This is a genomic window from Pseudomonas sp. TH32 (genome assembly GCF_016650855.1).
Taxonomy (GTDB): Bacteria; Pseudomonadota; Gammaproteobacteria; order Pseudomonadales; family Pseudomonadaceae; genus Aquipseudomonas.
In genome coordinates this window covers 4,933,847-4,955,170 of sequence record NZ_JAEKFA010000002.1, presented here as the reverse complement: position 1 = coordinate 4,955,170, position 21,324 = coordinate 4,933,847, and the positions used below count along the sequence as shown (strand labels likewise).

The window sequence follows — 21,324 nt, the reverse complement described above, 5'->3', positions numbered from 1 at the left end:
GGGAGGGGGCTTGCTCCCGATGAGGCCATCAGCAACAACGCAAAAACAGCATCTGTACCCGAGCACTTTAACGCGCTGCCTGCCTGGGCGACGCGGTTCCATAAAAACAACAGCGAGGTGAAAGCATGTCTGGTAATCGTGGTGTCGTGTATCTCGGCAACGGCAAGGTCGAAGTACAGAAAATCGACTATCCCAAAATGCAGGACCCCCGTGGCAGGAAGATTGAGCACGGCGTCATCCTGCGCGTGGTCTCCACCAACATCTGCGGCTCCGACCAACACATGGTGCGCGGTCGTACCACCGCCCAGACCGGCCTGGTCCTGGGTCACGAAATCACCGGCGAAGTGATCGAGAAAGGCAGCGACGTCGAGAACCTGAAAATCGGCGACCTGGTGTCCGTGCCGTTCAACGTGGCGTGCGGCCGTTGCCGCTCCTGCAAAGAGCAGCACACCGGCGTGTGCCTGACCGTCAACCCGGCCCGTGCCGGTGGCGCCTACGGCTATGTCGACATGGGCGACTGGACCGGCGGCCAGGCCGAATACGTGCTGGTGCCTTACGCCGACTTCAACCTGCTGAAACTGCCGGACCGCGACAAGGCCATGGAGAAAATCCGCGACCTGACCTGCCTCTCCGACATTCTGCCTACCGGCTACCACGGTGCGGTCACGGCGGGCGTTGGCCCGGGCAGCACGGTCTACATTGCCGGTGCCGGCCCGGTGGGCCTGGCGGCTGCCGCCTCCGCTCGCCTGCTGGGTGCTGCGGTGGTGATCATCGGTGACGTCAACCCGATCCGCCTGGCCCACGCCAAGGCCCAGGGTTTTGAAATCGCCGACCTGTCCAAGGACACCCCGCTGCACGAGCAAATCGCCGCGTTGCTGGGCGAGCCTGAGGTTGACTGCGCTGTGGATGCGGTAGGCTTCGAAGCGCGCGGCCATGGCCATGACGGCGTCAAGCACGAGGCGCCAGCCACCGTGCTCAACTCGTTGATGGGTGTGGTGCGGGTGGCCGGAAAAATCGGCATCCCGGGCCTGTACGTGACCGAAGACCCGGGTGCCGTGGACGCCGCTGCAAAAATGGGCAGCCTGAGCATTCGTTTCGGCCTGGGCTGGGCCAAATCCCACAGCTTCCACACCGGGCAAACCCCGGTGATGAAGTACAACCGTCAGCTGATGCAGGCGATCATGTGGGACCGCATCAACATTGCCGACATCGTTGGCGTGGAAGTCATCAGCCTGGATGACGCGCCGCGCGGTTATGGCGAGTTCGATGCGGGTGTGCCGAAGAAGTTTGTGATTGATCCGCACAAGTTGTTCAGCGCGGCTTAAGTCGCGGGCAAATAAAAGGGCGACCCGAGGGTCGCCCTTTTTATTGGTCGTTACAGTGACGCGAGTTGGCCCTGATACAACACCGGCCCCGTCGGTTGTCCGGTTGGCGAGCCGCCCTGAGGCTCAAGACTCACCGCCAGCGTCAACGGTGCCTTGAGCAGTGCCTGGTGTTCTTTACTCAACTGAATCCGGCCTTTACCCGACACCGGCAACAACCCCAGCGAGATCGGTTTGCCGCCCGCCGGGATTGCCCACAGCTCCAACGCGCGGGCCGGCTCCACAGCCGCCAGGGTCAGTGGTTCCACCTGCAGATGATCCGCATACGCCTGGATCTTCAGCGCCGGCTGTTGATCCGCCGCCACCAGCGTAGCGTTGTATTCCACCCCCAGATCGCGCTGGTACAACACACCCACCAACACCGCGATCACCACCCCGCACGCCGCTGCCAGCAACCGCAGGTTCATCCAGAACGGCCTCTTCGCCGGCATATGCAGCACTTGCGGTTCAATACGCGCCTTGATCCCTTCCCACACATGATCCGGCACCGGCCGCTCGGGCAACGGCCCGGTCAGGCTGGCGAGGGCGTCCTGCCAGTGGCCCAGTTCGACGCGCAGGGCTGCATCGTCCAGCAGCAGTGCTTCAAAGCGCCGCCGCGCCGTGGCGGGCATCAGCCCGATGGCGTAATCCGCTGCGAGGGCGCGGCGCAGGGCGGTGGTTTGGTAGTTCATGATTCAAGGCACCTGCGCAAACGCTCCATGCCGCGGCGAATCCAGGATTTGACCGAGCCCAGGGGAGCGGCCAACTGGTCGGCCAACTCCGAGCACGACAAGCCCTGGAAGTAAGCCACGGTGATTGATTGGCGCTGCATGCCTTCGAGGCTGTCGAGGCAGCGGTTCAGGGCGTGGGCTTCACGCTCGCTGTCGAGCAATTCATGGGCGCTGGGGCTTTCGTCGGCCATGGCGTCTTGCTGGCCGTCGCTCAAGGGTTGTTCGCGGTGTTTGCGCAACTGGTCGATGGCCAGGTTGCGGGTGATGTTGATCATCCAGGTCAGCGGCGCCGACAAGTGGGCCTCATACCGCGAGGCGTTGAACCAGATGCGCACGAAACTCTCCTGAAGCACATCTTCGGCCAGGTCCTGGCGGCCCATGAAACGCAGGGCAACACCGTGCAAGCGCGGGGAAACGCTGCGATAGAGCGTTTCGAACGCCTGGCGGTTACCCAGTGAACACTGGGCCAGCAATTGCCGTAGCTGATCGGCATCGTGGGTCGAAATGGGGCTTCTCCAGGCGCTTGCATCAGGGCGACGGGACGGCGCACGGTAAAGAGGGCAGGCTGAGGTTAGTCCAGCTTGGGCGTTCATTCCATCCATCTCCGTGCGGCTCGTGGTGGATATACGCAGCGCAGGGCGGTTCGGATGCAGTGGTTTTCTGAACTAATCTGTGAGGTGGGAACAATCCTTCGCACTGCCCAGTCAAACCCCTGCTTTTAGCGCTTACTTTCAGAGGTTGTCTTGATGAAGATTTCACGCGGTTTTGCCCTGTCCTGCCTGTTGACCGTGGCGGCCAGCCCGGTGTTTGCGGCAGGTTTCAGCCTCGGCGACGTGGCCAATGCCGTTTCGGGCGCACAGGGTGGCGACAAGGCGGCAGCGGCTGCACCGACCTCACAGACCGCCGGTCTGCTCGGCGCCCTGACCTCGCAACTGAACGTGACCCCTGAGCAGGCCGTCGGCGGCACCGGCGCGATGCTGGGCCTGGCCAAGAATAAATTGGGCGGCGGTGATTACTCGCAGTTGACCCAGAGCGTTCCGGGACTGGACAAGCTCTCCGGCAGCAACTCCCTGGGCAGCCTCGGCGCCCTGAGCGGCATGCTTGGCCAGAGCGGCGGCAGCAAGACCTCGGGCCTGGATGGCGTATTGGGTAACGTGAAGAACACCAGCGACCTGAACACTGCATTCAGCGCGCTGGGCATGGACAGTGGGATGGTGGGCCAGTTTGCGCCGGTCATCCTGAAATACCTGGGCGGCCAGGGTGCCAGCGAATCGGTACTGGGCAAGCTGGCTTCGGCCTGGGGCACGGGCGGCTAAGGTCGCTCTGCGCGCAGTTGTTCGATGCGCGCATCTTTCTCCATCCAGAGCTGGTTGACCCAGTTCTGGACGGTCTGGCGAAACGCCGGATCGTTCTCGTAATCCCCCTGCCACAACGCCGGATCCAGTTCTCGGGTGCGGATATCTACGATTACCTTCGGCACCGCGCCGCTGATCAAGTCCCAGAAACCCGGAATGTTCTCTTGTGGATAAACCACAGTGACGTCGAGCACCGCGTCCAGCTGTTCGCCCATCGCCGCCAGCACGAACGCTACACCGCCCGCCTTGGGTTTGAGCAGGCGCTCGTAGGGTGAGTCCTGTTGTTGACGCTTGGCCGGGGTGAATCGGGTGCCTTCCAGGTAATTGACCACCGTGACCGGCTGGCGCTTGAACAGCTCGCAGGCTTCCTGGGTGATCTTCAGGTCCTGGCCCGCCAGCTCCGGGTGTTTGGCCAGGAACGCCTTGGTGTAGCGCTTCATGAACGGGTAATCCAGCGCCCACCAGGCCAGGCCCAGGAACGGTACCCAGATCAGTTCCTTTTTCAGGAAGAACTTGAAGAACGGCGTGCGCCGGTTGAGGGTCTGGATCAGCGCCGGGATGTCGACCCAGGATTGGTGGTTGCTGATCACCAGATAGGAGGTGTCGCCCCGCAGGTCGCCACCGCCGCGAATGTCCCATTGGGTGGGGATGCACAGGGCGAAGATCAGCTTGTCGATCTCGGCCCAGGTTTCAGCGATCCACATGACCGCCCAGGAGGCGTAGTCGCGAAAGCGACCGGGGGCCACCAGCTTGAGCAGGGCAAACACCATCAGTGGCCCGAACAGCACCAGGGTGTTGAGCAACAGCAGGGATGTGACGAAACAGCCGGTGAGCAGGCGGCGCATAAGTAACTCTTGGAATCATTTTTGGCCTGCCATGATAAGCAGCTTGTGTCGAGAGGCCAAATCGCAGATGTGATGATGAATGTTTCACTTAAGGCCCGGTATGCTTAGGCGCCCAACTAAGCAGCGGTTTTGCGGTCTAGAATTCGCCCACTTACTTCAAGGAAACCTCCTACGTGAAATCCATCCTTGCCCTGCTAACTCTCGTGGCCTTGCCTGTCATGGCCGCCGAGCCGACCCTTTACGGTCGCTACGAATACATTCAACTGCCGGAAATCGGCGAGACCTTCAAGGCCAAGATGGACACCGGTGCGCTGACTGCCTCGCTATCGGCCCGGGACATCGAGACCTTCACCCGTGACGGCGACGACTGGGTACGCTTCCGCCTCGGCGGCAAGGAGGCCACCAACAAGGTGTACGAGCACAAGGTCTCGCGCATCAGCAAAATCAAAAGCCGCGCCGACGAAGATGACGACAAGGACGAAGCCACCGTGGCCAAGCGCCCGGTGATCGACCTGGAAATGTGCCTGGGCAACGTCAAGCGCACCGTCGAGGTCAACCTCACCGACCGCAGCAGCTTCAACTACCCGCTGCTGATTGGCGCCAAAGCCTTGCGTGAATTCGGCGCTGCGGTGAACCCTGCTCGCCGTTACACTGCGGACAAACCGGACTGCTGACGGACCACCATGCCGCATATCCTGATTGTCGAAGACGAAGCGGCCATCGCCGACACGCTGATTTTTGCCCTGCAAGGCGAGGGCTTCACCACCACCTGGCTGAGCCTCGGCCAGGCGGCGCTGGCCCATCAGCGGCAAACCCCGGCGGACCTGATCATCCTCGACATTGGCCTGCCGGACATCACCGGCTTTGAAACCTGCAAACAGCTGCGGCGCTTCAGCGAAGTGCCGGTGATGTTCCTCAGCGCCCGGGACGGCGAGATCGACCGCGTGGTGGGCCTGGAGATCGGCGCCGACGACTATGTGGTCAAGCCCTTCAGCCCACGTGAAGTGGCGGCGCGGGTACGGGCGATTCTCAAGCGTGTGGGCCCCGGTGTCGCACCGGCGATGTTCCAGGTGGACCTGGAGCGCATGCAGATCAGTTACCGCGGCCAGCCCCTGAGCCTCACGCGCCATGAATTCCGCCTGCTGCAAAGCCTGTTGGAGCAACCCGAGCGGGTCTTCAGCCGCGAACAACTGCTGGACGCCGTGGGCGTGGCTGCGGATGCCGGCTACGAGCGCAATATCGACAGCCACATCAAGAGCGTTCGCAGCAAATTGCGCACGGTGGCGCCTGACGCCGAACCCATCCAGACCCATCGCGGCCTGGGCTACAGCTACAGCCCGGGCAACAGCTGATGCGCCTGGGGATCCGGTTTTTCCTGGTGTACGCGCTGTTTATCGGCCTGACCGGTTACTTTGTGCTCAGCACCGTGATGAAGGAAATCCGCCCCGGCGTGCGCCAGTCCACCGAAGAAACCCTGGTGGACACCGCCAACCTGCTGGCGGAGATCCTGCGTGACGATGTGAAGAACGGCACCCTCGGCCAGAGCCACTGGCCCGAGCTGCTCAAGGCGTACGGCGAACGTCAGCCGGGCGCGAATATCTGGGGCCTGCCGAAAAACCAGGTCAACCACCGCATCTACGTCACCGACGCCAAGGGCATCGTGTTGCTGGACTCCACCGGCGAGGCCGTGGGCGAGGACTACTCGAAGTGGAACGACGTGTACCTGACCTTGCGCGGCGAATACGGCGCACGTTCCACCCGCAGCGAGCTGGACGACCCGGCCTCATCGGTGATGCACGTTGGCGCGCCGATCCGCGATAACGGGCAGATCATCGGCGTGGTCACCGTGGCCAAGCCCAACAGCTCGTTGCAGCCCTACGTGGATCGTACCGAAGACCGGCTGCTGTGGTACGGCGCCGGGCTGGTGGGCCTGGGCCTGCTGTTCGGCGCGCTGTTGTCGTGGTGGTTGAGTGTCGCGCTGCGCCGGCTCACGGCGTATGCCCAGGCCGTCAGCGAAGGCCGGCGTGCCGAGTTGCCGCACTATCGCGGTGGTGAGCTGGAGCAGTTGTCCACCGCCGTGGAACACATGCGCACCCAGCTGGAAGGCAAGGCGTACGTCGAGCGTTATGTGCACACCCTGACCCACGAATTGAAAAGCCCGCTGGCGGCGATTCGCGGCGCGGCGGAGCTGTTGCAGGGCGACATGTCCCGTGACCAGCAGCAGCGTTTCGTGGGCAATATCGACAGTGAAAGCGCGCGCTTGCAGCAGTTGATCGAGCGCCTGCTGAACCTGGCCCAGGTGGAGCAGCGCCAGGGCCTGGAAGACCAGGCCAGTATGTCGTTGGCGGCGCTGGTGGACGAAGTGCTCAAGGCCCAATGCGCGCGCATCGAAGGCGCCGGGTTGCAGGTCGAACAGGCGATTGCAGTGGATGTGCAGGTGTACGGCGAGCCGTTCCTGCTGCGCCAGGCACTGGGCAATCTGTTGGAAAACGCCCTGGACTTTACCCCGCCCGGTGGCGCATTGCAGTTCAGCGCCCGGGCCGTGAATGACGGCATCGAATTCACCCTGTTCAACCAGGCCGAACCGATCCCCGAATACGCCTTGCCGCGTCTCAGCGAACGCTTCTATTCCCTGCCGCGCCCGGCCAGCGGGCGCAAGAGCACGGGCCTGGGGCTGAACTTTGTCGAGGAAGTGATGAAACTGCACGGCGGGTCATTGCAAATCGGCAACGTGCCCGGCGGCGTGCAGGTCAAACTGCATCTCCACACAGTCTCCACATTCCCTTCATAAATCCCCCTTAAGCGCCGGCCAGACTCTCCCCCATCAAAACAGGGAGAGCTTCATGAACCGCAATCTGCTTTTCAAACTGGGCGCCATCGCGCTGCTGATCGTGCTGTTGTTGATTCCGTTGCTGATGATCCACGGGGTGATTACCGACCGTCAGCAGTTGCGCGACGACGTCTTGCAGGATATCGCCCGCAGTTCCAGCTACAGCCAGCGCCTCAGTGGCCCGGTGCTGGTGGTGCCGTATCGCAAGACCGTCCGGGAGTGGAAGCTCAATGAAAAGCTCAACGAACGCTACGAAGAAACCCGTGAAGTGCGCGGTCGTCTGTATTTCCTGCCGGAGCAATTTGCCCTCGACGGCCAGGTGCAAACCGAAGTGCGCGCCCGGGGCATTTACCAGGCGCGGCTGTTCCACGCTGACAGCCGTATCAGCGGGCGGTTTGTGTTGCCGGAGCAGTGGGGTATCAAGGAAAACTTTGGCGATTACCAGTTTGACCCGGCGTATCTGGCGGTGGGTATCAGCGACATTCGTGGCATCGAAAACGCGCTGAAGCTGGAGCTGGGCAGCCAGCAACTGGCGTTTTCGCCGGGCACTCAAGTGGCGTGGCTGGGGGAGGGCGTTCACGTGATGCTGCCCGAGCAGGACAGCAAGAAGCCGTCACCTTTTGATTTCGCCTTCAACCTGCGCCTGCAAGGTACCGAGCAACTGCAAGTGGTGCCGGTGGGCAAGACCAGCCAGGTCAAGCTGGCGTCGAACTGGCCGCACCCGAGCTTTATCGGCAACTTCCTGCCGACCCAGCGTGAGGTCACCGCTCAAGGCTTTACCGCCAACTGGCAGACCACGTTCTTCTCCACCAACCTGGAAGAAACGATGGGCGGTTGCACCTGGGATCAGGTGTGTGATGACTTCAACAGCCGCAGCTTCGGCGTGAGTTTTATCGACCCGGTGGACCAGTACCTCAAGAGTGACCGGGCGATCAAATATGCGCTGCTGTTTATCGCCCTGACGTTTGCCGGCTTCTTCCTGTTCGAGGTGCTCAAGAGCCTGGCGGTGCACCCGATCCAGTACGCGTTGGTGGGGGTTGCCCTGGCGTTTTTCTACCTGCTGCTGTTGTCGTTGTCGGAGCACATCGGGTTTGGCCCGGCGTACCTGATATCGGCGGCTGCCTGTGTGCTGTTGATTGGGTTTTACGTCTGCCATGTGCTGCGCAGCGTCGCCCATGGCCTGGGGTTTTCGGTGGGGTTGGCGGCGTTGTATGGCTTGTTGTACGGGTTGTTGAGTGCGGAAGATTACGCGTTGTTAATGGGCTCGTTGCTGCTGTTCGGGTTGCTGGGCACGGTGATGGTGCTGACCCGCAAGCTGGATTGGTATGGGGTGGGCAAGCGATGAGTCGGTCGTTGGGGTTGCGGGAGGATCAGCAAGAGGGCGCGCAGTTGGTGGCGAGGATCAACGCGCTATTCCCTGTTGCCCGAGAGCTGTTTGTGTCGAGGGAGCTTGCTGTGGCGAGGGAGCTTGCTCCCGCTGGAGTGCGAAGCGCTCCCAGGATTTTTGGGGCCGCTGCGCAGCCCGGCGGGAGCAAGCTCCCTCGCCACAGAAGAGCCCTTGCAGTCGGTTAGGCCGGTGGCTGGGTCTGCAGCATCGACGGCCGCTGACTCACCTCGGCATACCACGCCGCCAGCTTCGAATGGCTGGACCGCCACTGCATGTCTGGGTGGCGGAAATCCAGGTAAGCCAGCGCACAGGCCACGCTGATCGCCGCCACATCAAACGGCCCGGTCAGTTCGGTGATGGCGTCCTGTTCCAGCATGTCGAGGGCGCGGCGGATCTTGTCGCGCTGGCCTTCCAGCCATAAGTCCCAGTGTTTTTCCACCGGGCGCATGGCGGTTTCGTAACGCACCAGCACGGCAGCATCCATGATCCCGTCGGCGGTCGAGGCCAGCGTCAGGCGTCGCCAGCGGGCCGGGCCGTCTCGGGGGATCAGCGGGGTGCCGGTGTGTTGGTGGTCGAGGTAATCGAGGATCACCCGGCTGTCATGCAGCGCGTTGCCGTCGGCCAGGCGCAGCGCGGGGATCTTGCCCACCGCGTTGTCCAGGATCACATCGGCGTCGGGCGCGATCGGTGTCGGCATGCAGGCGTGCAAGGTCACGCGGTCCAGTTGGCCGGTCTCGTGCAACAGCACCCGTACCTTGCGCACAAACGGCGAGGCGGGGTTGTGGAACAACGTCATGCTGGGGATGGACATGGGCATTCCTCGGAAAAGGGCAGCGCTAATCTATCTCAACGCTTGAGCAACGCCCAGCTGCCAATTACCGCCGGAATACCTAGCCCGACCCAGCTCAACGAATCCCACAACCCGTCCCCCAGCAACGCCGCAAACAACCCGGCCGCGCTCAGCAGCCCGATGGCCAGCGGAATGCCAAACACCTTCCAGAAACTCGACTGCCGCGGCTTCATGACTTGGCCGCCTTGCGCCGTACCTGCCACAGGTACACGCCGCTGCCCAGGACGATGATGGTCAGCACGTCCAGCACCGCCCAGAGGATCTTCATCGGCATGCCGCCGTAGTCACCAAAGTGCAGCGGCTGCGACATGCCCATGGCGTCCATGTACCACGGCCGTTCGGCGATGGCGGTGACGTGCAGGTTGCTCGCGTCGATCAGCACTGGCGTCAGCAGGTGCGACGTCAGGTGGGTGCTGCCTTTCATGAACACCGCGTAGTGATGCTCGCTGGAAAAGCGCGTGCCGGGGAATGCGATAAAATCCGGCTCCATGCCGGGCGCGGCCTTGGCGGCGATTGTCAGCAGGTCGGTGGCGGGCGCGCGCAAGGTCAGTGGCGGGGCGTTCTTGTAGGGTTCGATCATCGCGCTGAGGCTGTCGGTGCGCCAGGCCGCGATGATCAGGTCGGCGCAGGCGCTGATCACGCCGGTCACGCCCACCACCAACGCCCAGGTCAGGGTGACCACGCCGATCAGGTTGTGCAGGTCGAGCCAGCGCAGGCGCGTGGATTTGTCCTGGCGCACGGTGGCGAACTTCAGCCGGCGCATGAAGGGCAGGTACAGCACCGTGCCGGAAATGATCGCCAACACAAACAGGATGCCCATGAACGCCAGCAGCAACTTGCCCGGCAGCCCGGCGAACATATCGACGTGCAGGCGCAGCAGGAACATCGTCAGCCCGCCGTTGGCCGAAGGGGTTTCCACGGCTTCACCGGTGCGAGCGTCGAGCATGAAGGTATGGGAAGAATTGGGTTCGGTGCCGGCAGTGGCGGCCATGATCGCGATCACGCCGTTCTTGTCGTCTTCGTCCCAGGCGAGGTACTGCATGGCTTCGCCGGGGCGATGGGCCTGGGCTTTGGCCACCAGTTGTTCGAGGTTCAACTGCGGGGTGTCGGCGGGCATTTGCGCCAGCTCGGGCTCGTTGCCCAGCAGGTGATCGATCTCGTGGTGGAAGATCAACGGCAGCCCGGTGAGGGCGAGCAGCAGCAGGAACACCGTACAGACGAGGCTGGTCCAGGTGTGGATGAAGGACCAGCGGCGGATGGTTTTGCTTTTCATGGGGCATCCAAATGCAAAGGGGCCACGGTGCGACCGTGACCCCTGGGTACTACTTTAGCGAGTTACCACTTGTAGTTCACAGCGGCGACTACGTTGCGCTCATCACCGTAGTAGCACCAGGCTCCGTCACACGTCGACAGGTAGTCCTTGTTGAAGATGTTTTTGGCGGTGACATCCACCGAAACACCCGCCAGCGCCGGGTTGATGCGGCTCAGGTCGTAATGTACGGCAGCGTCATACACGGTGTACGAGCCGACGTGACCATTGGCCGTATTCGCAGTGTTGCCGTAGGTGTCGCCGACGTAACGCACTCCCGCACCTACGCCGAAACCATCCAGAACACCCGAGTGCCACGTGTAGTCAGACCACAACGAAGCCTGGTTGCGCGGCACCAGCTTCATGCGGTTGCCCTTGTCGTCACCTTTGAGAATTTCAGTGTCAGTGTAGGTGTAGGAGCCGACGAGTTTCAGGTTGTCGGTGACTTCTGAAGTGGCTTCCAGCTCCAGGCCGCGCACGCTGATTTCGCCGATCTGGCTCGTGACGTTGTTCTGGGTGACGGAAACGTTCTGCTGGCGCAGGTCAAATACAGCAGCGGTCAGCAGGGTCTTGCTACCCACGGGCTGATACTTCACGCCCACTTCAGTCTGCTTGCCTTGGGTCGGTTTGAATGACTCGGTGGCACTGGCACTGGCGCCAGCCGTGGGCTGGAAGGACTCGGTATAAGAAATGTACGGGGTAATGCCCGAATCAAACACATAGCTCAGGCCAGCGTTACCGCTGAAGGCTTTGTCGCGCTGGGTGTTGGTGGCGTCATTCATGTTGAAGAACGTGGTGCCGGTGTGGATCCAGTCTTCACGACCGCCCAGGGTCAGGCGCCACTTGTCCAAGGCCATTTGGTCCTGGACGTACACGCCGGTTTGCACCGTCTTTTGGTTGTAGTCGTAGAAGGTGAACGGGGTGCCGGCAGGGCGAGGCTGGTTGTAGATCGGGCGGCTCGGGTTGATGCTCGCGGCGCTGCCTTCGATCCAGTGGTAATCGGTATTGCTGCGCTGGTGATCCAGGCCAAGTAGCAGGGTGTGGCTTAGAGCGCCGGTCTGGAAGTCGGCCTGGAAATTGTTGTCCACGGCCAGTTGCGCGATGTCTTCGTCGACCTTGTCATAGATGCGCGCCAGCATGCCGTCCGGGCCTACAGCGGTGTCGCCGTAGCTGGAGTAGGTGGTGTTGAAGGCCAGTTCGCTCTTGGTGTAGCGCAGGTTTTGCTTGAACTGCCAGACATCGTTGAAGCGATGGTCAAAGGCATAGCCGAGTGCGTAATAGGTGCGATCGTAGTAATCCTGATCAGGCTCGCCGAGGTTCTTGTGGTGGGAAATCTTGCCCGCTGGCGAAGGCAGCTTGGTGCCTTGCAAGGGCAGGAACTGGCCACTGATGCCGGTATCGTCGCGGGTGAACTGCGAGAGGAAGGTCAGGTGGGTGTCGTCGTTAATGTTCCAGGTCAGGCTCGGCGCAATGTTGTAGCGCTTGTCTTCGATGTGGTCGATGGGCGTGCCGCTGTCACGTACCACGCCGTCGACGCGGTAGAGAAACTGGCCTTCGTCGTCAATCTTGCCGGTGCTGTCGAAGCTGATCTGCTTGCGGTTGTTGCTGCCAACTTCGGCACGTACCGCGTGGCTGTCTTCGGCTTGCGGGCGACGGCTGACCATATCGAGCATGCCGCCCGGCGGGGTTTGGCCATAGACCGAGGATGCCGGGCCGCGCAGCAGGGTAATGCGGTCCAGGTTCCAGGTCTCTTGTTTCGGGTTGGCATAGGAGCCTTTTGGCAGTGGCAGACCGTCGAGGAATTGGGTCGGTTCGAAGCCGCGTACGCGCAGCCAGTCGGCCCGGGCGTCGCTGCCGTAGCTGCTGGCGATCACGCCCGGCATGTAACGCACGGCGTCATCAAGGTTCTGTACACCGCGATCTTCCATTTGGGCGCGGGTGATGACGGACATCGAACGTGGGGCTTCGACAATGGCGGTGTCGGTCTTGGTGCCCGCAGCGGTGCGCGTGGCGACATAACCATCAACCGGCCCCCACGCACTTTCCGCATTGGCCTGGCCCGTAATGCTCGTCTCCGGCAACGCCACAACCCCATCGGGAATCGCTACCAGGCTGAAGGTACCCGCACTGCTTTGCTCCAGTTGCAGGCCTGTGCCACGCAGCGCCTCGCGCAACGCGCCCTGCGCATCAAACTGGCCCTTCACCGGTGCAGACGTCTTGCCCGACGCCAACCCTGGATTCAGCGTCAGCGCCAAGCCCGCCTGGCTGGCGATCTGGTTCAGGGTAGTGGCCAGCGGTGCTGCCGGCAGGTTGTAGGCGCGCACACTGGAGGCCTGTTCGGCGGCGATCAGCTGGGTGCTGGCCAGCGGGGCGCTGAGGGCAATGGCCACGGCCAACAGGCTGGGGCGCAACAAGGTGTCTAGCGTGCGGGACATACGGCGGCTCCTGAATGGAAATATTTCTCAATTGCCTATGTGCCGAACGAGATGCAGAAAGTGATAGGGCTGAATGAAAATAATTTCTATTTGGTTGCAGGCTTGCCGGAAACCGTCACCCACCACGGCGTGTGCTGCTCGATTTGCACCGGCAAGGTCGGCAGCAACGCGTTCAGCGCCAGGTTGGTGTCGTGCAGCGGGAAGCTGCCGGTGATCCGCAGGTCGGCCACCTGTTTATCCACACCCAGGTAGCCGGTGCGGTAGCGGCTCAGCTCAGCAACCACATCGCCGAGCCGCGCGTTGTCCACCACCAGCATGCCGCGGGTCCAGGCGTCTGTGCCGGGGCTGACGGCGAGCATTGGGCCAAGGCCGTCGCGGCGCATCAGCACTTGCTGGCCTTCCTTGAAGATCTGCTCCTGAGGCAGCGCCTCGGGCTGCGCGCCAACGGCCGACTGCAACACGCTGAGGCGCGTGCCGTCTTCTTCGCGCTTGACGATAAACCGCGTGCCCAGGGCGCGCAGGCTGCCTTCGCGGGTTTCGACAAAAAACGGGCGGGCGTCGTTGTGGCCGGTTTCGACGAGGATCTCGCCTTCCTGCAACACGATCACCCGGCGTTTCTCGTCGAAGCGCACGTCGATGGCGCTGTGGGTGTTGAGGTTGATCACGGTGCCGTCGGCCAGCTTGAGGGTGCGCTGTTCGCCGGTGGCGGTGCGCTGGTCCGCCAGCCAGTAGTCGAACGGCACGTAGCGCTGGCCGGCGAACACCACCAGGCCGCATACCAGCACCACACTGGCCAGGCCGCTGCCGAGCTTGCGCACGCGGCGGCGAATACCTTCGCGCGACTGCAACAGCGCTGCACGGGCAGGGCCCGAGGCCACGCTGAAACGCTGATCGAGCATGCCCAGCTGGCGCCAGGCGCGGGCGTGTTCTTCATCGCTGGCCAGCCATTTGGCGAACTCTTCCTGTTCTACGGCGCTGCCGTCGCCCGAGTCGAGGGACAACTGCCAGGCAATGGCCGCGTCGAGCACCCGTGCCGACACCGGTTTGGAACCGACCTGGCTCACAGCGGCTCGCCATACAGGGCGATGTAGCACTGGCGAATGCCCTGGGCCAGGTATTGCCGCACACGGGGCACGGAAACCCCCAGGCGCTGGGCGATTTCGGCGTGGCCCATGCCATCGAGGCGGTTATAGAGGAAGGCCGCGCGGGCTTTGCTCGAGAGTTTGCCCAGCAGGCGGTCGATGGCCTTGAGGTCTTCGAGGATCAGTTGCTGTTCTTCCGGGGACGGGTGTTCGCTTTCCGGGATCAGCATCAGTTCGGTGAGGTAGGCCTGTTCCAGCGCTGCGCGACGGAAGTAATCGAACAACAGGCCCTTGGCGATGGCCACCAGAAACGCTCGGGGCTCGCGGGGTTCGCGCAGTTCTTCACGGCCCAGCAGGCGCATGAAGGTGTCCTGGCTCAGGTCTTCGGCACGGCTGGGGCAGGCCACGTTGCGTCGCAGCCACGCCAACAGCCAGCTGCGATGGTCGCGGTACAACGCGCCAACAAGCTCACTGTGGGGACTTTGGATTGACGACAAGGCGACACCGATCGGAAAGTTTAAACTAACGAGAATTATTCGCGATTGTGGCAGAGGCGTCGTACGGGTGCAATTGGCGTTGGTCGGGTGATGGCACTGTGTTTAAAAAGACGGGGCTTGTTTGCGACGTTTCCACTGGCCAAGGCGCTCCTGCAAGGCTTTGGGACTGTCGATCTGCTGCTGCCGGGCCCGGCTGAACAGGATCAGCATCAACTCCGCCGTGGCCAGCGCATCCGCACTCGCATGGTGACGCTCGCCCACCTGCAGCTTGAAATGCCCGATCCAGTCATCCAGCCCGGCTTCGCGGATGTTCGCGTCGGGGCACAGCAGCGGGGCGATGTCGGCCACGTCCAGGAACGGATGGTTCAAGCGATAACCCAGGCTGTCCTTGAGGGCACGGCAGAGCATGTGTTGATCAAAGGGCGCATGGAACGCCAGCAACGGGCTGTCGCCGACAAACGCCATAAAGTCCATCAGCGCTTCAGCCGGATCACTGCCCGCTGCAATGGCGCTGGGCCCCAGGCCGTGGATCAGCACGCTGGGGTTGAGCTTGGTTTCGGCCCGTTGCAGGGTGCGCTCGAACAGTTGGGAGAAGTCCACCGCGCCGTCTTCGATCACCACCGCGCCAATCGACAACACCTGGTCACGATTGAGGTTCAGGCCGCTGGTTTCCAGGTCCACCACCACCCAGCGCTGGTCTCGCAACGAACCGTCCCCCAGCGCCTGGGGTTTTGGCAGTTGCTCGACCCGCCGCTGTTGCGCTGCGTCCAGGCCCGGCTTGGCTTTGCGCAACCAGCCAAACACACTCACAGCTGGTACCGCAGGGTCAGGCTGCTTTGCAGGCGTTGGGCCTGGCGCAGGGACTCACGCAGGATGCGCCGGTCCAGGTGGTTGAGGCTGTCGGGGTCGACGCGGTTGGAGTAGGGCAAATTCTCGCGGGTTTGCAGTTGGTGCTGTTGCATGCGGGTTTGCTGGATAAAGTGATAGGCCTCTTCATAGGCCGCGCCGTCCAGGCGTTCGATGACTTCCTTGGCCACCAGTTGGCGCAAGCGCTCCAGGGTGTTGATAGCACTGATGCCATTGGCCAGGGCCAGCAGCCGGGCACCGTCGACAAAGGGCGTGAGGCCTTGCACCTTGAGGTCGAGTGTCGCCTTGTCGGCGCCTTTGCGTGTCAGCACGAAATCCCGGAAACGCCCCACCGGCGGGCGCTGGCGCAACGCGTTCTCGGCCAGCATGCGCTGGAACAAACGGTTGTCCGCCACCTGATCGAGAATGCCCTGGCGCAATTGCTCGCACCCGTGTTCATCGCCCCACACCACCCGCAAATCAAAATAGATGCTCGAACCCAGCAGGTTCTCCGGCGTTGCCTCGCGAATAAACCCGGCAAACCGCCGCGCCCATTCCGCCCGGGACAGGCACAGCTCCGGGTTGCCGGCCATGATGTTGCCCTTGCACTGGGTAAAACCGCACAGCGCCAGGCTCTGGTTGATCTGTTGCGCCAGGGGCAGCAGGCGGCCACGAATCTCGGCGGCTTCAGCGGCGTCTTTGGCTTCAAACAGAATGCCGTTGTCCTGGTCGGTATACAGCGTCTGCTCGCGGCGGCCCTCGCTGCCGAAACACAGCCAGCTGAACGGCACGCCGGGGTCGCCCTTGTCGGCCAGGGTCAGCTCGATGACGCGGCATACCGTGTGATCGTTGAGCAAGGTGATGATGTGGGTGATCTGCGTGGACGACGCACCATGGGCCAGCATGCGCTCCACCAACTGGCCGATTTCGCCACGGATCGCCACCAGGTTTTCTACCCTTGGCGCGTTGCGGATAGTCCGGGCCAGATGCACCAGGTCGACCCGTTGCAGGGAAAACAGGTCACGTTCGGACACCACGCCACACAGGCGCTGATCCTTGACCAGGCACACGTGGGCAATATGCCGTTCGGTCATGGCGATCGCGGCGTCGAAGGCACTGTGGTCCGGCGTGAGAAAGAACGGCGCCTGGGTCATGTGGCGCTCGATGCCCTGGTTGAAATCGCTGGTGCCGTCGGCCACCACCTGGCGCAGGTCCCGCAGGGTGAAAATCCCCAGGGGCGCCTTGTGCTCATCGACGATCACGATGCTGCCCACTTGCTGCTCGTGCATCTGCGTGACCGCTTCGCGCAGGGGCGTCAGCGGGCTGCAGGTCACCGGGTGGCGCATGGCCAACTCGCCCAGGCGGGTGTTCAGCGAATACTGGGTGCCGAGGGTTTCCACGGCTTTTTGCTGGACTTGCTGATTGACCTGATCCAGCAGGCTGCTCACCCCGCGCAAGGCAAAGTCGCGAAAGGCACTGGAAAGCGCGAACAGCTTGATAAAGGCCGGCTTGTTCAGTTGCAGGCAGAAGGTGTCTTCGGCGGCTTTGTGCTCGGTGCGGGTCGCCCGCTCGCCGAGCAACGCGGCCAGCGGGAAACATTCACCCGTGGTGATTTCAAAGGTGGTTTCTGTGGAATCCGGCCGCTCGCCGACCACGCGCCCCTGCTTGACGATGTAAAAGTGCTCAACCGGCCCGCCCGACGGCTTGAGAATGCTCTCGCCGGGGCCGTAGAAGCGCAATTGGCACTGCTCTACCAGAAATCCCAGGTGGGCGTTTTCCATCTGGTTGAACGGCGGGAAACGTTGCAGGAATTGCAGGGTGCCGTGGATGTTCTGCAACACAGCGGTTTTTCCCGCTTGTGTGAAAGCATCAGCTTTACTCATACCTATGACCGCAGTTTTTTTGTCGTTATCGTGCCTCATGGTCGACTCCTGCGCTGCGGGTGCCCATTGGACGTAAGTCTAGGTAGCGAATTGTCCTCAACGACTAGGGAAAAACCTTACATGAATATCGTCCAAACCCCGTAGAACGCCCACTAGGAAAACTTTCCGACGAAGTGCACATTGTTCGCCCTTCCGGCGATGTCTGAGTTCTGTGCTGGGAGATTGATCAGAACTGCCGAGAAACGTATGTCCGACCACGATATTTTGAGTGACGCCGAGCGCGAGGCCCTGAGCGCTGTTATGCAGGAGCCTGATTTACCGCCACAACGGGTTTTGATCGTGGATGACGACAAGGACTCTCGCGAACTGTTGGCGGAAATTCTTGGCCTGGACGGCATTCGCTGCATGACCGCAGACAGTGGCGAGGCGGCGTGGGACTTGTTGAGCTCCAGCAGTTCCATTGGCTTGCTGATCACCGACCTGCGCATGACCCCGAGCAACGGGCTGCAATTGATTCGCCAGGTGCGCGGGTCTACCCGGGCGGCGCTGCCGATCATCATCATGTCGGGGGACGCTGAAGCGCCGGACGTGATTGATGCCATGCATTTGAGCGTGGTGGACTTCTTGCTCAAGCCCATTGATAGCGCAAAGCTGGCGAAGATGGTGAAGCGTGAGTTGGGGATGGTGCAGTAAAACCCGGCGACCAAAAAAAAGCCCTGATCGGAAGATCAGGGCTTTTTCATTTCCAGCGCTTGATTACAGACCGTTTTTGGCCTTGAACTCCCGGCGCCGACGGTGCAACACCGGCTCGGTGTAGCCGTTTGGCTGCTTGGTCCCTTCAACTACCAACTCCACCGCCGCCTGGAACGCGATGTTGCTGTCAAAATCGGGAGCCAACGGACGGTACAGCGCGTCACCGGCGTTCTGACGGTCCACCACCGGCGCCATGCGCTTGAGGCTTTCCATCACCTGGGCTTCATTGACGATGCCGTGGCGCAGCCAGTTGGCAATGTGCTGGCTGGAGATACGCAGGGTGGCGCGGTCTTCCATCAGGCCGACGTCGTTGATGTCCGGCACTTTCGAGCAACCCACGCCCTGGTCGATCCAGCGCACCACGTAACCGAGGATGCCCTGGGCGTTGTTGTCCAGTTCGTTGCGGATTTCTTCGTCGGACCAATCGGTATTCTGGGCCAGGGGAATGGTCAGGATGTCGTCCACCGAAGCGCGTTCGCGCTTGGCCAGTTCGGCCTGGCGGGCGAATACGTCAACCTTGTGGTAATGCAGCGCGTGCAGCGCGGCCGCCGTTGGCGACGGGACCCATGCCGTGTTGGCGCCGGCCAGCGGGTGAGCAATTTTCTGCTCCAGCATGGCGGCCATCAGGTCGGGCATCGCCCACATGCCTTTACCGATTTGTGCACGGCCTTGCAGGCCGGTGCTCAAGCCGATATCGACGTTCCAGTTCTCGTAGGCGCCGATCCATTTTTCAGCCTTCATGGCAGCCTTGCGCACCATCGCGCCAGCTTCCATGGAGGTGTGGATTTCGTCGCCGGTGCGGTCGAGGAAGCCGGTGTTGATAAACACCACGCGCTCGCTGGCCGCCTTGATGCAGGCCTTGAGGTTGACCGTGGTGCGGCGCTCCTCGTCCATGATCCCGACTTTAAGCGTGTTGCGTGGCAGCTTCAGCACGTCTTCGATGCGGCCGAACAGCTCGTTGGTGAACGCGGCTTCTTCCGGGCCGTGCATTTTCGGTTTAACGATGTAGACCGAACCGGTGCGGCTGTTCTTGCGGCTGGTGTTGCCGTTGAGGCTGTGGATCGCCGACAGGCTGGTGAGCAGGCCGTCGAGAATACCTTCCGGTACTTCGTTGCCGTCTTTGTCGAGGATCGCGTCGATGGTCATCAAATGGCCAACGTTACGCACGAACAGCAGCGAACGACCGTGCAGGGTCACGTCTTTACCGTCTGCGCCGGTGTACACGCGGTCGGCATTCATGGTGCGGGTAAAGGTCTTGCCACCCTTGGCGACTTCTTCCGACAGGTCGCCTTTCATCAGGCCGAGCCAGTTGCGGTAGATCACTACCTTGTCATCGGCATCGACGGCGGCGACGGAGTCTTCGCAGTCCATGATGGTGGTGAGGGCGGCTTCCATCAGCACGTCTTTCACGCCGGCGGCGTCGGTCTGGCCGACCGGGGTGCTGGCGTCGATCTGGATTTCGAAGTGCAGGCCGTTGTGCTTCAGCAGGACTGCGGTCGGCTTGGCGGCATCGCCCTGGTAGCCGATCAACTGGGCATCACTGCGCAGGCCGCTGTTGCTGCCGCCCTTGAGGCTGACCACGAGCTTGCCGTCGACGATCTTGTAGCCGGTGGAGTCCACGTGGCTGCCGGCAGCCAGAGGCGCGGCTTCGTCGAGGAAGGCGCGGGCGAAGGCGATAACCTTGTCGCCACGCACCTTGTTGTAGCCTTTGCCCTTTTCGGCGCCGTCGGCTTCGCTGATGGCGTCGGTGCCATACAGCGCGTCATACAGTGAGCCCCAGCGCGCGTTGGAGGCGTTGAGGGCGAAACGGGCGTTCATCACCGGCACCACCAGCTGCGGGCCGGCCATGTGGGCAATTTCTTCGTCGACGTTTTGGGTCGATGCCTGGAAATCCGCGGCTTCTGGCAGCAGGTATCCGATATCTTGAAGGAAGGCTTTGTAGGCCACCGCGTCGTGGGCCTGGCCGGCGTGCGCCTGGTGCCAGGTGTCGATCCGCACTTGAAAATCGTCGCGTTTGGCGAGTAGGGCTTTGTTCTTCGGCGCCAGGTCGTGGATGACCTTGTCGGCACCGGCCCAGAACTGGTCGGCGGTAATGCCGGTACCAGGAATGGCTTCGTTGTTCACGAAGTCGAACAGGACTTTGGCGACCTGCAGGCCACCGACTTGAACGTGTTCAGTCATTGCTTGCCTCACTCTGCGGAGCTTATGCGCTTTTCAGCTTTTCAATTTACCAATGAAGCCTCTGGCCATGTAACCCGCGAATACGCCGCACCAGTACATGCCGATGAAGGCGGCTGGGCGGGCTGCGTCGCGGTGCGTGGTTGCCTTGGCAGACATCGACCTAACGTTATGTAGTGCGCGATTTGGCATACTACATGATGAGTTGCGGTTGTGAAAATTAGACTAAATACGTCGTTTAGCGACCCACTTTGGTTATACGGTCACAGTGGGGTACGGGATGTTCTCAAAAAACTATTGGATTGTTCCAGATAAATATAAAAATGGTACACGATTTGTTTTCGTGCCTACCTGAGTCCACCTTGATAGGTGCGAGGGGAACGCCTGGTTCCTACCTGATTTTCATAAGAAGAGGACGACACCATGGACCATCTCGTACTAACTGTCATCGCCCCGGACAAACCCGGCGTGGTCGAACGCATCGCCCAATGCATCGCGTCCCACGGTGGCAACTGGCTGGAAAGCCGCATGGCGCACATGGCCGGGCAGTTTGCCGGGATTTTGCGCGTGAGCGTGCCGGCGGAAAACCGTCTGGATTTGATTGGGGCGCTGGAAGACTTGTCCACTCACGGCATTCGCGTGCTGCTGGGGGAAAGCAGTTCGGCCGCTGCCAGTGAGTCGCAACCGATCGCCATGGCGCTGGTGGGCAATGACCGGCCGGGAATTGTTCGCGACATCACCGCGCTGCTCAGCAAGCAGGGCGTCAACCTGGAGCGCTTGATCACGGACGTGCGTCCGGCGCCGATGAGCAGCGACCTGTTGTTTCACGCCGAAGCCTTGCTGGCGGTGCCGTTGACGCTGCCGTTGGAGACGTTGCAGGCCGCGCTGGAAACCCTGGCGGATGACTTGATGGTGGAACTGGAGCTACGCAGCGAGGAATAGTTGCCCACAAGGTTATGCATGGAAATCTTGCATGGGCCTG

General features: G+C 61.9%; 20 protein-coding genes. 8 read left to right on the top strand and 12 right to left on the bottom strand.

From position 1 onward, the window contains the following. Positions 1-125 precede the first annotated feature (125 nt). Complete coding sequence (gene fdhA / locus JFV30_RS26450; RefSeq protein WP_010167488.1) at positions 126-1,325, top strand: formaldehyde dehydrogenase, glutathione-independent; 1,200 nt, start codon at positions 126-128, stop codon at positions 1,323-1,325. Positions 1,326-1,375: 50 nt separating this feature from the next. Here the strand turns inward: fdhA and JFV30_RS26445 are convergent, their stop codons facing one another. After that, complete coding sequence (locus JFV30_RS26445; protein WP_201125546.1) at positions 1,376-2,053, bottom strand: anti-sigma factor; 678 nt, start codon at positions 2,051-2,053, stop codon at positions 1,376-1,378. After that, complete coding sequence (locus JFV30_RS26440; RefSeq protein WP_201125545.1) at positions 2,050-2,694, bottom strand: RNA polymerase sigma factor; 645 nt, start codon at positions 2,692-2,694, stop codon at positions 2,050-2,052. The genes JFV30_RS26445 and JFV30_RS26440 overlap by 4 nt, the downstream gene beginning before the upstream one ends. Before the next feature lie 144 nt (positions 2,695-2,838). On the opposite strand from JFV30_RS26440, the gene JFV30_RS26435 reads away from it, so the two are divergent. After that, a complete protein-coding gene (locus JFV30_RS26435; protein ID WP_010167480.1) occupies positions 2,839-3,408 on the top strand; it encodes a DUF2780 domain-containing protein in 570 nt (189 codons plus the stop codon). On the opposite strand, the gene JFV30_RS26430 is transcribed toward JFV30_RS26435, so the two are convergent. Then, a complete protein-coding gene (locus tag JFV30_RS26430; RefSeq protein ID WP_201125544.1) occupies positions 3,405-4,292 on the bottom strand; it encodes an acyltransferase in 888 nt (295 codons plus the stop codon). The genes JFV30_RS26435 and JFV30_RS26430 overlap by 4 nt on opposite strands. 173 nt (positions 4,293-4,465) lie before the next feature. Between JFV30_RS26430 and rloA2 the strand changes: the two genes are divergently transcribed. From rloA2 to creD, 4 genes are read left to right on the top strand one after another with little or no spacing between them, the layout of a single operon-like run. Further along, positions 4,466-4,966 (top strand): retropepsin-like aspartic peptidase RloA2, encoded by a 501-nt coding sequence (gene rloA2 / locus JFV30_RS26425; protein ID WP_010167475.1) that lies wholly within the window; start codon positions 4,466-4,468, stop codon positions 4,964-4,966. Between the two features lie 9 nt (positions 4,967-4,975). Beyond that, positions 4,976-5,644 carry a two-component system response regulator CreB gene (creB, locus tag JFV30_RS26420; protein ID WP_010167473.1) on the top strand — a complete coding sequence of 223 codons (669 nt, stop codon included), beginning with the start codon at positions 4,976-4,978 and terminating at the stop codon, positions 5,642-5,644. Further along, positions 5,644-7,083 (top strand): two-component system sensor histidine kinase CreC, encoded by a 1,440-nt coding sequence (creC, locus tag JFV30_RS26415; protein WP_201125543.1) that lies wholly within the window; start codon positions 5,644-5,646, stop codon positions 7,081-7,083. Before creB ends, creC begins: the two co-directional genes overlap by 1 nt. A 52-nt stretch (positions 7,084-7,135) precedes the next feature. Further along, positions 7,136-8,467, top strand: coding sequence for a cell envelope integrity protein CreD (gene creD / locus JFV30_RS26410; RefSeq protein WP_201125542.1), 1,332 nt, complete (start codon positions 7,136-7,138; stop codon positions 8,465-8,467). A gap of 223 nt (positions 8,468-8,690) precedes the next feature. On the opposite strand, the gene JFV30_RS26405 is transcribed toward creD, so the two are convergent. From JFV30_RS26405 to JFV30_RS26370, 8 genes are all read right to left on the bottom strand, one after another. Beyond that, positions 8,691-9,320: a glutathione S-transferase gene (locus JFV30_RS26405; protein WP_201125541.1), complete on the bottom strand. Its 630-nt coding sequence runs from the start codon at positions 9,318-9,320 to the stop codon at positions 8,691-8,693. A gap of 35 nt (positions 9,321-9,355) precedes the next feature. Further along, on the bottom strand, positions 9,356-9,532 hold the full coding sequence (locus tag JFV30_RS26400) for a hypothetical protein (RefSeq protein WP_010167463.1): 177 nt from the start codon (positions 9,530-9,532) through the stop codon (positions 9,356-9,358). Beyond that, complete coding sequence (locus JFV30_RS26395; RefSeq protein ID WP_201125540.1) at positions 9,529-10,632, bottom strand: PepSY-associated TM helix domain-containing protein; 1,104 nt, start codon at positions 10,630-10,632, stop codon at positions 9,529-9,531. Before JFV30_RS26395 ends, JFV30_RS26400 begins: the two co-directional genes overlap by 4 nt. 62 nt (positions 10,633-10,694) lie before the next feature. Continuing rightward, positions 10,695-13,103, bottom strand: coding sequence for a TonB-dependent siderophore receptor (locus tag JFV30_RS26390; protein WP_201125539.1), 2,409 nt, complete (start codon positions 13,101-13,103; stop codon positions 10,695-10,697). A gap of 86 nt (positions 13,104-13,189) precedes the next feature. Then, the gene (locus JFV30_RS26385; protein WP_201125538.1) at positions 13,190-14,167 is read right to left on the bottom strand and encodes a FecR domain-containing protein; all 978 of its coding nucleotides are present in this window, start codon (positions 14,165-14,167) and stop codon (positions 13,190-13,192) included. Next, positions 14,164-14,682, bottom strand: coding sequence for an RNA polymerase sigma factor (locus JFV30_RS26380; protein WP_010167452.1), 519 nt, complete (start codon positions 14,680-14,682; stop codon positions 14,164-14,166). The genes JFV30_RS26385 and JFV30_RS26380 overlap by 4 nt, the downstream gene beginning before the upstream one ends. Positions 14,683-14,784: 102 nt before the next feature. Continuing rightward, entirely contained in the window at positions 14,785-15,492 is a 708-nt protein-coding gene (locus JFV30_RS26375) for a 3'-5' exonuclease (protein ID WP_201125537.1), read from the bottom strand. Next, positions 15,489-17,411: a putative nucleotidyltransferase substrate binding domain-containing protein gene (locus JFV30_RS26370; protein ID WP_201125536.1), complete on the bottom strand. Its 1,923-nt coding sequence runs from the start codon at positions 17,409-17,411 to the stop codon at positions 15,489-15,491. Before JFV30_RS26370 ends, JFV30_RS26375 begins: the two co-directional genes overlap by 4 nt. A 246-nt stretch (positions 17,412-17,657) precedes the next feature. Here JFV30_RS26370 and JFV30_RS26365 point away from each other — a divergent pair, with 246 nt between their 5' ends. Further along, positions 17,658-18,104 carry a response regulator gene (locus JFV30_RS26365; protein ID WP_169386975.1) on the top strand — a complete coding sequence of 149 codons (447 nt, stop codon included), beginning with the start codon at positions 17,658-17,660 and terminating at the stop codon, positions 18,102-18,104. Between the two features lie 63 nt (positions 18,105-18,167). On the opposite strand, the gene JFV30_RS26360 is transcribed toward JFV30_RS26365, so the two are convergent. Next, a complete protein-coding gene (locus JFV30_RS26360) occupies positions 18,168-20,345 on the bottom strand; it encodes a malate synthase G (protein WP_010167444.1) in 2,178 nt (725 codons plus the stop codon). A gap of 420 nt (positions 20,346-20,765) precedes the next feature. Here JFV30_RS26360 and JFV30_RS26355 point away from each other — a divergent pair, with 420 nt between their 5' ends. Continuing rightward, on the top strand, positions 20,766-21,284 hold the full coding sequence (locus JFV30_RS26355) for a glycine cleavage system protein R (protein WP_201125535.1): 519 nt from the start codon (positions 20,766-20,768) through the stop codon (positions 21,282-21,284). Positions 21,285-21,324: the final 40 nt, after the last annotated feature.

Bases quoted from the DNA above. Each gene is read 5' to 3' on its own strand.
- fdhA (WP_010167488.1), top strand. From the start codon at position 126: ATGTCTGGTAATCGTGGTGTCGTGTATCTCGGCAACGGCAAGGTCGAA.
- JFV30_RS26445 (WP_201125546.1), bottom strand. From the start codon at position 2,053: ATGAACTACCAAACCACCGCCCTGCGCCGCGCCCTCGCAGCGGATTAC.
- JFV30_RS26440 (WP_201125545.1), bottom strand. From the start codon at position 2,694: ATGGATGGAATGAACGCCCAAGCTGGACTAACCTCAGCCTGCCCTCTT.
- JFV30_RS26435 (WP_010167480.1), top strand. From the start codon at position 2,839: ATGAAGATTTCACGCGGTTTTGCCCTGTCCTGCCTGTTGACCGTGGCG.
- JFV30_RS26430 (WP_201125544.1), bottom strand. From the start codon at position 4,292: ATGCGCCGCCTGCTCACCGGCTGTTTCGTCACATCCCTGCTGTTGCTC.
- creB (WP_010167473.1), top strand. From the start codon at position 4,976: ATGCCGCATATCCTGATTGTCGAAGACGAAGCGGCCATCGCCGACACG.
- creC (WP_201125543.1), top strand. From the start codon at position 5,644: ATGCGCCTGGGGATCCGGTTTTTCCTGGTGTACGCGCTGTTTATCGGC.
- creD (WP_201125542.1), top strand. From the start codon at position 7,136: ATGAACCGCAATCTGCTTTTCAAACTGGGCGCCATCGCGCTGCTGATC.
- JFV30_RS26405 (WP_201125541.1), bottom strand. From the start codon at position 9,320: ATGTCCATCCCCAGCATGACGTTGTTCCACAACCCCGCCTCGCCGTTT.
- JFV30_RS26400 (WP_010167463.1), bottom strand. From the start codon at position 9,532: ATGAAGCCGCGGCAGTCGAGTTTCTGGAAGGTGTTTGGCATTCCGCTG.
- JFV30_RS26395 (WP_201125540.1), bottom strand. From the start codon at position 10,632: ATGAAAAGCAAAACCATCCGCCGCTGGTCCTTCATCCACACCTGGACC.
- JFV30_RS26390 (WP_201125539.1), bottom strand. From the start codon at position 13,103: ATGTCCCGCACGCTAGACACCTTGTTGCGCCCCAGCCTGTTGGCCGTG.
- JFV30_RS26370 (WP_201125536.1), bottom strand. From the start codon at position 17,411: ATGAGTAAAGCTGATGCTTTCACACAAGCGGGAAAAACCGCTGTGTTG.
- JFV30_RS26365 (WP_169386975.1), top strand. From the start codon at position 17,658: ATGTCCGACCACGATATTTTGAGTGACGCCGAGCGCGAGGCCCTGAGC.
- JFV30_RS26360 (WP_010167444.1), bottom strand. From the start codon at position 20,345: ATGACTGAACACGTTCAAGTCGGTGGCCTGCAGGTCGCCAAAGTCCTG.
- JFV30_RS26355 (WP_201125535.1), top strand. From the start codon at position 20,766: ATGGACCATCTCGTACTAACTGTCATCGCCCCGGACAAACCCGGCGTG.